Source organism: Curtobacterium sp. A7_M15 (genome assembly GCF_030705415.1).
Classification (GTDB): Bacteria; Actinomycetota; Actinomycetes; order Actinomycetales; family Microbacteriaceae; genus Curtobacterium.
Genome location: NZ_JAUZED010000046.1, coordinates 13,422 through 27,607, shown reverse-complemented (window position 1 = coordinate 27,607; position 14,186 = coordinate 13,422). Strand labels below are relative to the sequence as shown.

The window sequence follows — 14,186 nt, the reverse complement described above, 5'->3', positions numbered from 1 at the left end:
CGCGACCCGCGTCGATCACGCGGGTCGCGCCTCCCGTCAGCTGCGTCTCAGACCGTGAGCGCGTTGGCGGCGGCGACCCGCCCGTACCACCGCGCCGAGTCCTTCGGCGTCCGGGCGAACGTCACCGGGTCCCAGGAGACGAGCCCGAAGGTGGGGCGGAAGCCCGACGCCCACTCGTAGTTGTCGAGCAGCGACCAGTGCTGGTAGCCGAGGACCTCGATGCCGTCCTCGATGCAGCGGTGGATGCCCTCGAGGGCGCCCTGCGTGTAGGCGAGCCGGCGGGAGTCGTCGGCGGTCGCGATGCCGTTCTCGGTGATCATCAGCGGCACGTGGCCGGAGAGCTCCCACGCGCTGCGGAGCCCGTCGGCCGAGGCCTCGGGGTAGAACTCCCACCCGGTGAGGGTCGTCTCGACGTCGTCGGCCACGGGCAACGGACCGGAGGCACCGATGAACGTGCGGGTGTACGCCTGGACGCCGAGGAAGTCGTCCCCTGCGGCGTTCTCGAGGTACCAGTCGTCGCGCGGGTAGCCGTACTCGCGGAGCATCTCCTCCGAGCCCGGCTCGCCGTTCGCGCGGAACGCCTGCGTCGCGATCGTCCAGCCGCTCTGGATGCCGGACACCTGCGACAGGACCTCGCGGGAGCGCTTGTGCGAGGCGAGCAGCGCGTCGGCGACCCCGAGGTCCGGGTTCGGCAGCCCGTAGGCGACCAGGTTCGACGCGTCCTCACCGCCGGCGAGCATCGCGGCGATGTTCGGCTCGTTGATGGTGCAGACGTAGCGGACGCCGTCCTGCACGACGGGCAGCGCCGCCTCGGTGTAGCGGGCGAACAGGTCGGCTGCGTCGGGTGCGCGCCAGAAGCCGTCGCGTTCGAACCAGCGCGGCACGGTGAAGTGCATGAGCGTGACGATCGGTTCGATGCCGAACTCGTGGCAGGCATCGACCATGCGACGGTAGTGGTCGATCTCGGCTCGGCTGACGAAGCCGCGCTCGGGTTCGATGCGCGCCCACTCGATGCTGAACCGGTAGGAGTTCAGGCCGAGGTCGGAGGCGATGCGGATGTCCTCGCGGTACCGGTGGTAGCTGTCGGCGGCATCGCCGGAGGGTTCGACGATGGTGGTGTCGGGCTCGTGCTCGTGCACCCACCAGTTGCTGTTCACGTTGTTGCCCTCGATCTGGTGCGCGGCGGTGGCGGCGCCCCAGAGGAAGCCCTTCGGGAAGTCGAGCGTGGTGATGATGTCGCCTTTCAGTGCTGTGACAAGAAGGTGTCGAAGACGGCGAGCGTCGCCGCGGGGTTCTCGACCTGCGGGCCGTGGTAGCTCGTCGGGATGACCTCGTAGGCGGCGCCGGTGTCCTCGGCCATCTGCCGTTGCCACGGGATGGGCCAGGCGCCGTCCCACTCCCCGTGCGTCACGAGCACGGGCAGCCCGGTGGCGCGGAGCGCGGCGGACGAGTCGGTGTGGTCCTCGAGGATGTGCCCGCCGGCGACGACGCTCGCCGGGTCGTGTGCGTCGAAGCGGTCGCGGACGAACCGGGGGTCGTCGGGGAGTTCCTCGTCGGGTCGGTACGCCCAGAGCGGGTTCGTGGAGTCGAAGAGCTGCCGGAGGTTCCCGCCGGTGTCGTGCAGGATCGTCAGCTCGGCGACCTTGCGGTAGGGCCAGCCGTACGGGCCGGAGCAGAACTGCACGACGTCGCGGAACGACTCCGGCGAAGCGATGGCGGCCTCGCGGACGATCACGCCGCCGAGCGAGTGGCCGATGAGGTGCACGGGGGCGCCGTGGTCGAGCAGCGCGGCGACGCGGACGACGTCGGCAGCTTCTTCCTGCAGCGTGTAGCCGGACGGCCCGGACGCCCGTGCCGAGTCGGCCTGCCCGCGGCGGGTGATGGCGACCGCGGTCCAGCCGGCCTCGCCCAGGAGCGGCATGAAGGTCCGCCAGTCCTCCTTCGACCCGGTGTACCCGGGGACGATCAGCACGACACCCTTGCTGGGTCCGGAGGGGACGACGCGGTAGGCGGTGAGTCGGCCGACGGGCAGGTCGATGCCGACGACGTCGACGCCCTCCGGCGTGGGCAGGTGCCCGAAGGCGGGGACGGTCGGGAAGTCGTGGAGCGTCGTCATGCCAGCAGTGCCCTCCGCGGGTTCGGCACCGCGTCCAGCAGGGCCACCGTGTAGTCGTCCTGCGGGTGCTGCAGGACGTCGGCCGTGCGACCCCGTTCGACCACGGCGCCGTCGTGCAGCACCATGATGTCGTCCGTGATGAGTCGGGCACTCAGCAGGTCGTGCGTGATGTAGAGGAGCGAGACGCCCCACTGCTCCCGCAGGTCCTCGAGCAGGGCGAGCACCCCGGCTCGGAGTGTCACGTCGAGCATCGAGACCGGCTCGTCGGCGATGATCACCTGCGGGTCGGACGCGAGCGCCCGGGCGATCACGACGCGCTGCCGCTGCCCGCCGGAGAGCTGGTGCGGGAGCTTCTGCGCGAACTGCTCCACCGGGGTCAGGCCCACGGTCTCGAGCAGTTCGAGCATCCGCCGTCGGGCGTCGCGTCCGCGGAGGTCCGTGTAGTTCGCGATCGGCCGGGACAGGATGTACTCCACCGTGTGCAGCGGGTTGAGCGCCGCGTACGGGTCCTGGAACACCATCTGCACCTCGGAACGGAGGTCCTTCAGGCCGCGTCGCCCGAGCTTCGCGACGTCCGTTTCGCCGAACCGGACGGTGCCCGTCGTGGGCTTCTCGACACCGGTGAGCATCTTCGCGATCGTCGACTTGCCCGAGCCGGACTGGCCGACGAGGGCGAGCGACTGCCCGGGCTCGAGGGTGAACGACACGTCGCGGACCGCCTGCACCGGCTGCTCGCCGCGACGGGGTGCCGGGTAGGTCTTCACGAGGTGGTCGACGACGATCGGGTTGCGGGCGGCACTGCGCTCCCGCGAGCCGACGGTGCTGAACGACGACGTGGTCTCCTGCCGGGTCGCCGACGGATCGCGCTGCGACCGGTCCGGGAAGCCCGGCAGGCTGACGACGGAGGCGCGCGGATCGGCGTAGTGCGACAGCAGCATCGTCGTGTACTCGTCCTGCGGGTCGCGCAGGATCTCCTTCGAGCCGCCGTCCTCGACGATGCGCCCCTCGTGCATGACGAGCACGCGCTCGGTGGCCTCGAGGACGATGCCGAGGTCGTGGCTGATCAGGACCGCCGTGAAGCCCTCGGACTGCTGGAGCTCGATGATCGTGTCCATCACGGCGTGCTGCACGAGAACGTCGAGCGCCGTGGTCGGCTCGTCGAACACCATGAGCTGCGGCTCGAGCGAGAGCGCCAGGGCGATCGACACGCGCTGCCGCATGCCGCCGGACAGCTCCCCGGGGTACCTGGCGAGCATGGCGGTGGGGAGCTTCACCTTCTCGATGAGCTCCTTCATCCGGGCGTCCCACCGATCACGCGGCACGTGGCCGTGCGCCTTGAAGACGTCGATGAAGTGGTTCCGGATCGTCCGCACGGGGTTGAGCGCGTTCATGCCGGACTGCAGCACCATCGCGAACCCGCCCTGGCGCTGCTGCCGGAGGGCTTCGTCGTCGAGGTCACGGATGTCCGACCCGGCGAAGAAGATGTTGCCGCCGTTCGTCCGCGCCGGCGGCTTCTGGAGTCGGGTCAGCGCGTAGCCGAGGGTCGACTTGCCGGAACCGGACTCGCCGACCAGGCCGACGAACTCGCCCTTCCGCAGTTGGAAGGACACGTGGTCGACCGCCTGGACGGCCTCCTGACCGGCCGATTCGTACACGACCGACAGGTCGCGGACGTCGAGCAGGACGCCCTGGGCGTCACCACCGTCGGACGGGAGGCGCGTGGCGGCGCCGTCCCGCGCCTCCAGGCCGTCTGCTGGTTGCGTTGCTCGCGAGCCGCTCATGCGGTCTTCTCCTTACGGGGCCGCGCGCCTTCGCGCAGTCGCGGGTTGGACACGGCGTCGACGCCGAAGTTGATCAGGGTCAGGCTCATCGCGAGGAGGGCGATGCAGAGACCCGGGGCGAACAGCAGGATCCACTGACCGGTGAGCAGCGCGTTGGAGTTCTGCGCCCAGTAGAGGATCGTGCCCCAGCTGACGATGGACGAGTCGCCGAGTCCGAGGAACTCGAGGCCCGCTTCGGCGAGGATCGCGCTGGTGGCCGCGCCGAAGAACGAGCCGACGATGAGGCTCGTCATGTTCGGCAGGATCTCGCGGAACACGATGCGCGTGGCACCGTCGCCGGAGAACTGGGCCGCGGTCACGAAGTCACGCCCTCGGAGGGACTGCGTCTGGCTGCGCAGGACGCGAGCGCCCCAGGCCCAGCCGGTGACCACGATCACCGCGATGATGACCGCGATGCCGCCGTTCTGCAGGTACGCGGCGATGACGATCATGAGCGGCAGACCCGGGATGACGAGGAAGAGGTTCACGATGAACCCGATGACCTCGGCGATCCAGCCGCGGACGTAGCCCCAGCTCAGGCCGATCGCGACGGCGACGAGCGTGGAGAGCAGCCCCGCGACGGCGCCCACGAGCACGGAGATCCGGGCACCGTAGATGATCTGCGACAGGACGTCCTCGCCGGCTGCCGTGGTGCCCATCCAGTGGTCCCACGTGGCGTCGGCGCTCCGGGCGAACCCGTTCTGGCTCGCACCGTAGGGGGCGAGGAGCGGGGCTGCGATGGCGACGAGGACGAAGACACCGAGGATGATGATGCCGATGCGGGCCTTGGTGTTGCTCCAGACGACGCCGAACTGGCTTGCTGCTTGTTTGAGCTTGCTCGGGGCGGTGGGTTCTTCTTCTTGCGTGCGAACTGCGATCGTGGTCATCGGCGCGTCCTCGGGTCCAGGACGCCGTAGAGGACGTCCACGATGAAGTTGGCGATGAGCACCGACACGGTGATCATCAGGAAGAGGGCCTGCATGAGCGGGTAGTCCTGCCCGATCACGGCGTTGAACAGCAGGTAGCCGATGCCCGGGTAGCCGAACACCTGCTCGACCAGGACCGAGCCGCCGACCACGCCACCGAGCGCCAGACCGAAGCCGGTCAGGTTCGGCAGGATCGCGTTGCGGGCCGCGTACCGGATCGCCACGGTGCGTCCGCGCAGGCCGTTCGCCTCGGCGAAGGTCACGTAGTCGTCACCGAGGGTGTTGATCATCGCGTTGCGCATGCCGATGATCCAGCCGCCGAGGCTCGTCACGAGGATCGTGATCGCCGGCAGGACCGCGTGCTGCAGGGCGTCCCCGAGGAACGCGCCGTTCAGGCCCGGGGTCGTCGTCGCGGAGTAGGCGCCCGTGGTCGGGAACCAGTGCAGGACGTAGCCGAGGAAGAACAGCAGCAGGAGCGCCGTCCAGAAGTACGGGAACGTCGACATGAACGAGCCCGACAGGGTGGGGAGCGAGTCGAGCCAGGTGCCGCGCTTCCAGGCCGCACCGACACCGATGAGGGTGCCGAGCACGAAGGCCAGGATCGTCACGACGCCGACGAGGATCAGCGTGTACGGCAGCGCCTGGGCCACGAGGTCGCCGACGGGCTGCGGGTAGAACGTGTAGCTCGTGCCGAAGTCGAGGGTGATGACCTGGTGCAGGTAGCTGACGTACTGGTCCCAGAGGTTGCCGCTCGGGACGCCGAGCTGGGCCTCGATGGCCTTCTTGGTGGCGTCGGTGACCGGACCGTTCTGGCTGAGCTTCGCGAGGGCGGCGTCGGTCGGGCTGCCCGGCATGAGGCGCGGGAGCACGAAGTTCAGCGTGACCGCGGCCCAGAGCGTCAGGACGAAGAGGACGAGTTTCTGGAGGATGTACTTCACTTCTGGTCCTCCTGCTGCTTCTGCTCCTCGAGGATCTGCTTGCCTGCTGCACTGTCGCGGAGGCGGAGCTTCGAGAAGATCAGCAGCGGTGCCGAGTCGTAGTTCTGCGGCGCCATGTACGGGTCCTTCGCGCTCGGCCAGCCGACGAACTTGCCGGTGTTGAACAGCCCCCAGAGCCCGCCGTAGTACATGCCGATCACGGGCAGGTCGTCGTACACGATCTCCTGCAGCTGGTTCAGGATCTCCTGCTGCTTCGCGGTGTCCGTCGTCGCCTTGTACTCGTCGAGGAGCTTCTGGGTGTCGGCGTTCTGGTACCGCTCGTAGTTGTTCACCGTCGACTTGCCGACCGGCTGGTAGAAGTCGCTCGAGAGCAGGGAGTTGAACGCCTGGTAGACGTCACCGTTGCCCATGCCGCCCATCGCCATGTCGAACTGCCCGTTGTTGAGGTTCGACTGGTAGCCGGCCGGCTGCGGAGCCTGGATCGACACCTTGATGCCGATGGCCGACAGGTTGCGCTGCACGGTCTGCGCGGCGCGGAGCCAGTCCGAGTACCCGTTCGCGGTCATGATCGTGATCGTGAGCTGCTTGCCGTCCTTGACGAGCTTGCCGTCCTGCTCGGTGTAGCCGGACTTCGCGAACTCGCGCTTCGCGGCGGCGACGTCCTGCGAGACCATGCCCCGGTCCGGGATGTCCGGGTTGAGGTAGCGCTCCTGGTTCGGCAGGATCAGGCCGGTCTGCCCGGCGGCCGCCAGGTTGCCCTCGGTGGCCGTCTCGGCGATGTCGTCACGGTTCAACGCGAGCGAGATGCCCTTGCGGACGTTGACGTCGTTGTACGGCGCCTTCGTCAGGTTGGGGATGAGACCGATGACGCCACCGGCGGGGAACCACCAGGTGTTGGTCTTCGAGGCCGCTCCCCAGGTGCCCTTCACGTCGGAGATGAAGGAGTACGCCCAGTCGTAGCCGCGCGTGACGGTGTCGAGCTGCGTGTTCGTCGCCGGGAGGATGAGGTGCTCGATGGCGATCTTGTCGGCCTGCCAGTACTTCGGGTTCTTGTCCATCGAGTACTGCTGGTCGCTGTAGTTGCCGAGCACGAAGGGCCCGGTGCCCACGGGGTTCGGGTCACGCCACGTGGTCGGGTCCTTCACCTTCCCCCAGTGCTGCTCGCCGAGGATGTACGTCGCGCCGATGATGTTGAGGCTCGGCACGTCGTCGCTCTTGAGGTGGAAGACGACGTGGTCGCCGTCCTGCTCGATGCGGTCGATGTGCTGCCAGGCGCCCTTGACGTCCATCGCCGGGAACTTCTTGAGCAGGTCGAACGTGAAGACGACGTCCTTCGCGCTGAACGGGTCGCCGTTCGACCACTCGACGCCCGTGCGGATGGTCATGTCGATCGTCCGGGCGTCGGGCTGCGACCAGCTGCTCGCGAGCCACGGGGTGCCCTTGCCGTCGAGCGGGTTGACCTCGATGAGCGGCTCGTACATCCACTTGCTCGCCGTGCGGGCGTTGGCGATGTACGGGTTGAAGTTGCGGTCGAACAGCGGGTTGCCGTGGTCCGCGTTGATGAGCATCGTGTCCTTGCCGATGCTCGGGTCCGGCTGGGACCGGACCTGGATGCTGCAGCCGATGGCCGCGAGGGCCACGACCGCGATGCCGGCGATGGCCGCGATGAGGCGGCCTCGCCGACCCCGGCGGGTGCCCGGGGTGCGCGCTGGGACGCGCTGTGGGGGAAGCGTCATTGCTCGGTCGACCTCCGTGTCGAGTCGGTACGGAGACAATGTATGCGCTTACATCGCGTCGCGCAACCGTGCCGGTTGTTTCACGGGGCGGCACGCGCTCCGGTGCCTACAGCGCCGGCGGGCAGCTCTCGCGCAGCAACACCTCGACCGGCAGGCGCACCGCACGCGGCGGCCCGTCGCGCCGCTCGAGCCGGTCCACGATCGCCCGGACCGCCGCACGCCCGAGCTCCCCCATCGGCTGGTGCACGGTGGTGAGTCGCGGCGACGAGAACCGGCCGGCGTCGATGCCGTCGAAGCCCGTCACGACGAGTTCCTCCGGCACGCGCACCCCGCGCGCCCCAGCGGCGTCGAGCACCCCGAGCGCGGACTGGTCGTTCGAGCAGACGATCGCTCGCGGAACGTCGTCCCCGTCGAGCAGCTGCGCCGCGAGCTCCCTGGCCCGGGCCCGCCCGAAGTCACCGTGCACGACGCGCACGGACGACGCCGGCACCCCGTGGTCCTCGAGCGCCTGGCGGAACCCCGCCGAGCGCTCGATGTCGTCCGGCGAGTCGATCGGCCCCGCCAGGTACACGAGCGACGACCGGATGCCGAGCCGCCCGATGACGTGCGAGCCGAGCGTCCGCATGCCCGCGGCGTTGTCCACGCTCACCGAGTCGAACCCGTGCGAGCGCCGGTCGTCCGCGAGCACCACGACCGGGATGCGTCGGGCGACGTGTTCGAGCAGGTCGTCCGGCACCGTCTGGGCGAGCACCGCGAGACCGTCCACCCGTCCGGCGACGTCGTTCACGATGACGTCCCGCGAGGATCCCCGCCCCGCCGCCACCATCAGCGCCAGGCCGCGCTGCCAGGCCTCGGTCTCGGCGCCGCGCAGGACCTCGTCGAAGTACAGGTTGGACGAGAACGGCTGCGTCACGTGCCGTCGGTCGTCGACGACCCGCACACCACCGTCGGTCACCAGGTCGGGGCGTTCGTCCGGCACGACGTCGAACCCGGGCAGCAGCAGTCCGACCACGCCGGTGCGCTTGCCGGCGAGGGCCCGAGCGTTCCCGGAGGGCACGTACCCGAGTGTCCGGATCGCCGCCTGGACCTTGTCGCGGGTGCCCTCGCGGACGGCGTCCGGCGTGCGGAGCACGCGGGAGACGGTGGCGATGGAGACGCCCGCCGCGGAGGCCACGTCGTAGACCGTGGGAGGTGCGGTGCGCTGCTCGGCCAAGCCGTGCCTCCCGTCCGCCGTCCGCTGCATCGGCCGCGAACCGCGCGGCCGGACCATCCTAGGCACGGTGCACGCACGGACTTCTCCACATGTGACGTGAACCCCTTGCGCGCTCCGGACACCGCGCGCAACACTGGCACGACCTCAGCACGTCCCGTGAGGAAGCGCACCAGCGACGGTGCCCACACACACAGGAGAAGACGCGATGTCCCAATCGACACGGTCCGGCAGCAAGAGCGCGATCCGGCTCACCACCGACGAGGCCGAGGTGCGCGACGCACTGCTCGACCACTCCGACGGCGGCAACGCCTGGATCGTGGACCAGGTCGACTCGGCCGACGACACGGCGACGAAACCCTAGGGCCGTCCAGGAGGCGCGGCGCGCCTCCGCCGTGCACCGCACCCATCACGGGTGGGCGCGTCCACGGCACGGCCGTCGCGTCAGCGGTCGGTGCTGCCCACGATCGCCATGCCGGCGCCACGCAGGCGCCGACGCTCCTGCGCGATCCACGCCAGCAGCCGGTCGTTCGTGCCCGCGACGTGTGCGGCGAGCAGCTCGGCCGCACGGTCCGCGTCTCCGGAGCGCACGGCGTCGATGATGGCGCTGTGCTCCTCCCACGCGGCGTCGCGGGCCTCGGGCGTGCGCACCTCGATCCAGCGCGTGCGTTCGAGACGGGTGAGCGCGTCGGCGATGGCGTCGGTGATGAACCGGTTGCCGCCGAGCGCGGCGAGGTCGAGGTGGAACGTCGACCCCATCCGGATGCCCGCCTGGCGGTCGGGCGTCGGACGGAGACTGTCGAGGTGCCTGCGGACCTCGGCGAGCTGCTCGTCGGACGCACGTGCCACGGCGAGTCGAGCGGCCGCGGGTTCGAGGACGCCACGGAGTTCGGCGAGCGAGGCGATCTCGTCGAGGTCGATCGGGGTCACCGTCCACGATCGACCCTCGTGCAGGATGAGTCCTTCGCGTTCGAGCCGTGACAGGGCCGCACGGACGGGGGTCCGCGAGGCGTGGAACCGCGCCTCGAGCCCGCGCTCGGAGATGCGCTCCCCCGGGGCGATCTCCAGCGTGAGGATCGCGGCCCGGAGGTTGTCGTAGAGCTGGCTCGTCTGCGACACGGGCGCTGCGTCGGTCGTCTCGGTCACGGCGATCCAGCCTAGCGGCGTTCCGCGGTGGATGGTATACCGTAATGGTATACCAATCCGTTCCACACCGAAACGAACTCGTGACCACCACCTCCCGCGCCTGGACCATGCTCGCGCTCGGCGTGGCCGCCCAGGCAGCCGGCACCCTCGTGGTGTCGGCCCCCGCCCTGCTGATCCCGTACCTGCACGCGCACGGCACCTCCCTCGCGCTCGCCGGACTCCTCGCCGCCGCGCCGACGTTCGGGATGGTGCTCACGCTCATCGCGTGGGGTGCGATCACGGACCGGGTCGGCGAGCGCGTCGTCATCGCGGGTGGACTCGTCCTCACGACGCTGGCGGTCGTCGGCGCGTGGGCGGCCGCGGGCGATCCGGTGCTGCTCGGTCTGGCGTTCCTGGCCGCCGGCATGACGTGCGCCTCGACGAACGCTGCGAGCGGCCGGGTCGTGGTCGGGTGGTTCCCGAAGGAGCGGCGCGGCCTCGCGATGGGCATCCGCCAGATGTCCCAGCCGCTCGGGGTGACGCTCGCCGCGGTCACGGTCCCGCAGCTCGCCGAGGCCGACGGCATCCGTGCGGCCCTGGTGCTGCCCGTGGTCCTGTGCGCCGCGCTCGCCGTGCTGTGCGCGATCGGCATCGCGAACCCGCCACGGCCGACCCGTGCGGACGCTCCCGTCGAGCACGTCGCGAACCCGTACCGGGCGAGCGGGTTCCTCTGGCGGATCCACGCGGTGTCGGTCCTGCTCGTCGTGCCGCAGTTCACGCTGTCCACGTACGGCCTGGTGTGGCTCGTCGGCCTCGGCTGGTCGACTGCAGCAGCAGGACTGCTCGTCGGGGCGTCGCAGTTCGTCGGCGCCGTCGGCAGGATCCTCGTCGGGGCCTGGAGCGACCGCGCCGGATCCCGCGTCGGGCCACTGCGCACCGTCGCGGTGAGCGCCGCCGTCGTCATGGGCCTGCTCGCCGTGGTGGACGCCACGCACCTCGCCGCCGCCGCGGTGTTCCTCGTGGTCGCGACGAGCGTCACCGTCGCGGACAACGGGCTCGCGTACACCTCGGTGGCCGAGGCCGCGGGACCGTTCTGGTCCGGGCGGGCCCTCGGCGCGCAGAACACCGGGCAGTTCATCGCGGCGAGCGCCGTGGGTCCCGGGGTCGGCGCGCTCGTCGGGGCGCTCGGGTTCGCGGCGTCGTTCTCGATCGTCGGGGTGTTGCCGCTGCTGGCGCTGCCACTCGTCCCGCGGCGCGATCGCTCGCACGACTGAGGGAAGCGGCTTCCTGGCAAGATTCTGATAACAGGTGATATGCCACTGTTCCGGATGTCGGTTGGTCGGTATCGTGTGATGTACCAGCACGTCACACGGGCGCGCTGCCTGCAGCCCCGGAGCCGACGACATGACGACACTCGCCTCACGCCGCACTCGTCGTCCGCGTCTGCACGGGGGCGTCGGCGTTCGCTCGAACCCGACGGGCGAGTCCGCGCTCGTGCTCGGACTGATCGTCGTGCTCGTCGGAGCCGTGCTCGCGTCCTCCGGCTTCGGTGCCGCGACGCAACTCGCAGTGGTGAGCGCCACCCTCCTCATCGCGCTGACGATCCCCGCGGTGCTGCAGGCCCGTCGGGGATCGGACCTCACGCCGTTCCTGCTCGCGCCGATCGTCCTGTCCGCGTTCCAGAACGTGTACCTCCTGCCGGTCGCGCCGGACATCGACCCCGCGGCGTTCTCCGTGATCATCATCATCAACTTCGTCGACGCCGCCCTGCTCCTCGTCGTCCTCGCGCTGACCCGGTCCCGGTCGGGCACCCATCCGCTCGTCCGCCTGGTGACCGTGTGCCTCGCCATCACGACCGCGTGGGGATGGGCGAGCGCCCTCGTCTTCGGGGCTGACCTCACCGCAGCACTGGCGGCGTTCCGCAACATCGTGACTCCGCTGGTGTTCCTGCTGCTCGGGCTGTTGGCCGCACGGTCGACCCGTCCCGCCCGGTTCGCGGCCGGCGTCGTGGTCGTCGCCGCTGCGACGATCGCGTTCGGGTTCTGGGAACTCAACACCCCCTCGTTCTGGCAGGACGCCGGCATCCAGCAGCTGTGGAACGCGAAGGCACTCGGTATCCGTGAGAGCACCGGACTCCCCGGGAACTTCTTCTCCTCGGAGATCATCGACGGCTCCCCGGCACGCCGGATGGTCTCGTCGTTCGCCGACCCCGTCCACTTCGGCACCTTCATGTTCGTCGCCTTCGCGGCGGCGGTCTGGTTGCGCCGGTGGATCCTCGCCGGCCTCTGCGTGGTCGCCGCGTCGTACGCCGTCAGCAAGGGCTTCCTGCTGAGTACCCTCGTGTTCGTCGCGGTCTGGGCGCGGCTCTACGCCAACCCGGTGGTCCAGGCACTCGCCGTCGTCACCGCCCTCGGGACGGCAGTCTGGTTCTACTCGTTCTCGGCGGAGAACTCCTCGGGGAGCACGGACATCCACATCGACGGGTTCCTCGCGGCGTTGACGGAACTGCCGAGCAACCCGATCGGCCGCGGTCTCGGCAACTCCGGGGTCCGACGGGCCGGAAGGGACCTCTTCGAGGACGGCAGCGGGGTGCTCGAGTCGGGCATCGGTCTCATCATCTCCCAGCTCGGCGTGATCGGGATCGCCGTGTTCGGCGTCTTCTTCGTCGCGCTCGTCCGAGCTGCGTCTGCCGTCGCGGACCGCAGTTCGCGGCTCGTCGCGGTCGGGCTGTCCCTCGCCTTCCTCCTGAACGCGACCTTCAACGAGGTGGCGCTCAGCCCGAACTCCGCGGCCGCCTACTTCATCCTCATCGGCTTGGTGGTCGGGTCAGACCGCCTCCGCCGCCAGACCGACCCGATCGAACAGGGAACCTCATGGAAATGACCGACATCCTGCAGATGCTGCGCCGCGGGGCGTGGATCCTCGTACTGACGACACTCCTGGGTCTCGCCGGTGGCCAGGCGTACACCGAGACGTCCGATCCGGTCTACCGCGCCACGACCAAGCTCTACCTCGCCGTCCAGACCGGCGAGACGAACGCCGCCGGGCTGAGCCAGCGATCGGCAGCGGAGCTGTCCAAGGTGCAGTCCTACGTTCCGATCGTGACCAGCGAGCTCGTGCTCGAGCAGGTGATCCGTGACGAGGGCCTCGGCATGACCGCCGGCGCCCTCGGCACCCACGTGGCCGCTGTCGCCGACCGGGGGTCGAACGTCGTCAACATCGCCGTGACGAGCACCGACGCGGCGCAGGCAGCACACCTGACGACGGCGATCGCCGAGCAGTTCAGCAAGACGGTCACGGAGCTCGAACAGCCGCTCGAGGACGGCTCGAGCCCCGTCAAGATCACCGCCCTGGTGAACGCTGCCGTGCCCACGACGCCGATCGAACCGCGGCCGGCGTACAACCTGGCACTCGGTGGCATCATCGGCCTCGTGCTCGGCTTGGCGATCGTCCTCGCCCGCGGCATGCTCGACACCCGCATCCGGTCCGCGTCGGAGATCGAGCACCTCGACCTCCCGCTCCTGGGCGGACTCGGCTACAACGCGGAGCACGAGAAGACGCCCCTCGTCGTGACCGGCGATGCCCGGAGCCCCCTCGCCGAGGCCTTCCGCGACCTCCGCACGAACATCGCGTACTCGTCGAGCGGGAACGAGACGCCGGTGATCATGATGACCTCGGCGATGCCGTCCGAGGGCAAGACCACCTCGGTCACCAACCTCGCGATCTCCACAGCCGAGAGCGACGCCCGGGTCCTCCTCATCGACGCCGACCTCCGTCGCCCCCGCATCGCCGACGTGCTCGGGATCGAAGGCGCGGCGGGTCTGTCCGACATCCTGGTCGGGCGTGCCGAACCCGATGACGTCATCCAGCGATGGGGCACGGGCAAGCTCGACGTGCTGCCGGCCGGGCGCATCCCGCCGAACCCGAGCGAGCTGCTCGGCTCGGAGTCGATGCGGCAGTTGCTCGCGGTCTTCGCCGACGCGTACGACATCGTGCTCATCGACGCGCCGCCGACGCTCCCGGTCACGGACGCCGCCGTGCTGAGCGGCATGGTGACGGGCGTCGTGTTCGCCGCAGCGGCCAAGCAGACCCGTCGTCCCTCGCTGACCTCGGCGGTCGAGCGCCTGACGAGCATCGATGCGAAGGTCCTGGGCGTCGTCGTGACGAAGATCCGGTCGCGGAACCGGCGGGACTTCAGCTACGGCGGCTACGGCTACGGCTACGGGTACGGCTCCTACGAACCCCGGACCGCGGCGCTCAGCCTGTCGGTGCCGGAGACGGGGGGACGTCGCGCCCGGACGTCCTGACCCGCACC

Annotated in this window: 12 protein-coding genes; 4 read left to right on the top strand and 8 right to left on the bottom strand. The window is 69.9% G+C overall.

Going from position 1 to position 14,186, the window contains the following annotated elements:
- Positions 1-47: 47 nt before the first annotated feature.
- From Q7F20_RS10215 to Q7F20_RS10185, 7 genes are all read right to left on the bottom strand, one after another.
- Positions 48-1,235 carry a glycoside hydrolase family 1 protein gene (locus Q7F20_RS10215; RefSeq protein ID WP_370871657.1) on the bottom strand — a complete coding sequence of 396 codons (1,188 nt, stop codon included), beginning with the start codon at positions 1,233-1,235 and terminating at the stop codon, positions 48-50.
- Between the two features lie 8 nt (positions 1,236-1,243).
- Entirely contained in the window at positions 1,244-2,116 is an 873-nt protein-coding gene (locus tag Q7F20_RS10210) for an alpha/beta fold hydrolase (RefSeq protein ID WP_305739986.1), read from the bottom strand.
- On the bottom strand, positions 2,113-3,897 hold the full coding sequence (locus Q7F20_RS10205; RefSeq protein ID WP_305739985.1) for an ABC transporter ATP-binding protein: 1,785 nt from the start codon (positions 3,895-3,897) through the stop codon (positions 2,113-2,115). The genes Q7F20_RS10210 and Q7F20_RS10205 overlap by 4 nt, the downstream gene beginning before the upstream one ends.
- Complete coding sequence (locus Q7F20_RS10200; RefSeq protein WP_305739984.1) at positions 3,894-4,823, bottom strand: ABC transporter permease; 930 nt, start codon at positions 4,821-4,823, stop codon at positions 3,894-3,896. Before Q7F20_RS10200 ends, Q7F20_RS10205 begins: the two co-directional genes overlap by 4 nt.
- On the bottom strand, positions 4,820-5,800 hold the full coding sequence (locus Q7F20_RS10195) for an ABC transporter permease (RefSeq protein WP_070417091.1): 981 nt from the start codon (positions 5,798-5,800) through the stop codon (positions 4,820-4,822). Before Q7F20_RS10195 ends, Q7F20_RS10200 begins: the two co-directional genes overlap by 4 nt.
- Entirely contained in the window at positions 5,797-7,536 is a 1,740-nt protein-coding gene (locus Q7F20_RS10190; protein ID WP_305739983.1) for an ABC transporter substrate-binding protein, read from the bottom strand. Before Q7F20_RS10190 ends, Q7F20_RS10195 begins: the two co-directional genes overlap by 4 nt.
- Positions 7,537-7,642: 106 nt before the next feature.
- Positions 7,643-8,749 carry a LacI family DNA-binding transcriptional regulator gene (locus tag Q7F20_RS10185; protein WP_305739982.1) on the bottom strand — a complete coding sequence of 369 codons (1,107 nt, stop codon included), beginning with the start codon at positions 8,747-8,749 and terminating at the stop codon, positions 7,643-7,645.
- A gap of 205 nt (positions 8,750-8,954) precedes the next feature.
- Here Q7F20_RS10185 and Q7F20_RS10180 point away from each other — a divergent pair, with 205 nt between their 5' ends.
- Positions 8,955-9,110: a hypothetical protein gene (locus tag Q7F20_RS10180; protein ID WP_305739981.1), complete on the top strand. Its 156-nt coding sequence runs from the start codon at positions 8,955-8,957 to the stop codon at positions 9,108-9,110.
- Positions 9,111-9,190: 80 nt separating this feature from the next.
- On the opposite strand, the gene Q7F20_RS10175 is transcribed toward Q7F20_RS10180, so the two are convergent.
- Positions 9,191-9,892, bottom strand: a complete 702-nt coding sequence (locus Q7F20_RS10175) for a GntR family transcriptional regulator (RefSeq protein ID WP_305739980.1) — start codon at positions 9,890-9,892, stop codon at positions 9,191-9,193.
- 44 nt (positions 9,893-9,936) lie between these two features.
- On the opposite strand from Q7F20_RS10175, the gene Q7F20_RS10170 reads away from it, so the two are divergent.
- From Q7F20_RS10170 to Q7F20_RS10160, 3 genes are all read left to right on the top strand, one after another.
- On the top strand, positions 9,937-11,145 hold the full coding sequence (locus Q7F20_RS10170) for an MFS transporter (RefSeq protein ID WP_370871656.1): 1,209 nt from the start codon (positions 9,937-9,939) through the stop codon (positions 11,143-11,145).
- 130 nt (positions 11,146-11,275) lie between these two features.
- A complete protein-coding gene (locus tag Q7F20_RS10165) occupies positions 11,276-12,754 on the top strand; it encodes a hypothetical protein (protein ID WP_305739979.1) in 1,479 nt (492 codons plus the stop codon).
- Positions 12,751-14,178 (top strand): polysaccharide biosynthesis tyrosine autokinase, encoded by a 1,428-nt coding sequence (locus Q7F20_RS10160; RefSeq protein WP_305739978.1) that lies wholly within the window; start codon positions 12,751-12,753, stop codon positions 14,176-14,178. Before Q7F20_RS10165 ends, Q7F20_RS10160 begins: the two co-directional genes overlap by 4 nt.
- The last annotated feature ends 8 nt before the right edge of the window (positions 14,179-14,186 follow it).

Coding starts and splice junctions, on each gene's coding strand:
- Q7F20_RS10165 (WP_305739979.1), top strand. CDS start 11,276: ATGACGACACTCGCCTCACGCCGCACTCGTCGTCCGCGTCTGCACGGG.
- Q7F20_RS10160 (WP_305739978.1), top strand. CDS start 12,751: ATGACCGACATCCTGCAGATGCTGCGCCGCGGGGCGTGGATCCTCGTA.
- Q7F20_RS10190 (WP_305739983.1), bottom strand. CDS start 7,536: ATGACGCTTCCCCCACAGCGCGTCCCAGCGCGCACCCCGGGCACCCGC.
- Q7F20_RS10180 (WP_305739981.1), top strand. CDS start 8,955: ATGTCCCAATCGACACGGTCCGGCAGCAAGAGCGCGATCCGGCTCACC.
- Q7F20_RS10170 (WP_370871656.1), top strand. CDS start 9,937: ATGGTATACCAATCCGTTCCACACCGAAACGAACTCGTGACCACCACC.
- Q7F20_RS10200 (WP_305739984.1), bottom strand. CDS start 4,823: ATGACCACGATCGCAGTTCGCACGCAAGAAGAAGAACCCACCGCCCCG.
- Q7F20_RS10205 (WP_305739985.1), bottom strand. CDS start 3,897: ATGAGCGGCTCGCGAGCAACGCAACCAGCAGACGGCCTGGAGGCGCGG.
- Q7F20_RS10210 (WP_305739986.1), bottom strand. CDS start 2,116: ATGACGACGCTCCACGACTTCCCGACCGTCCCCGCCTTCGGGCACCTG.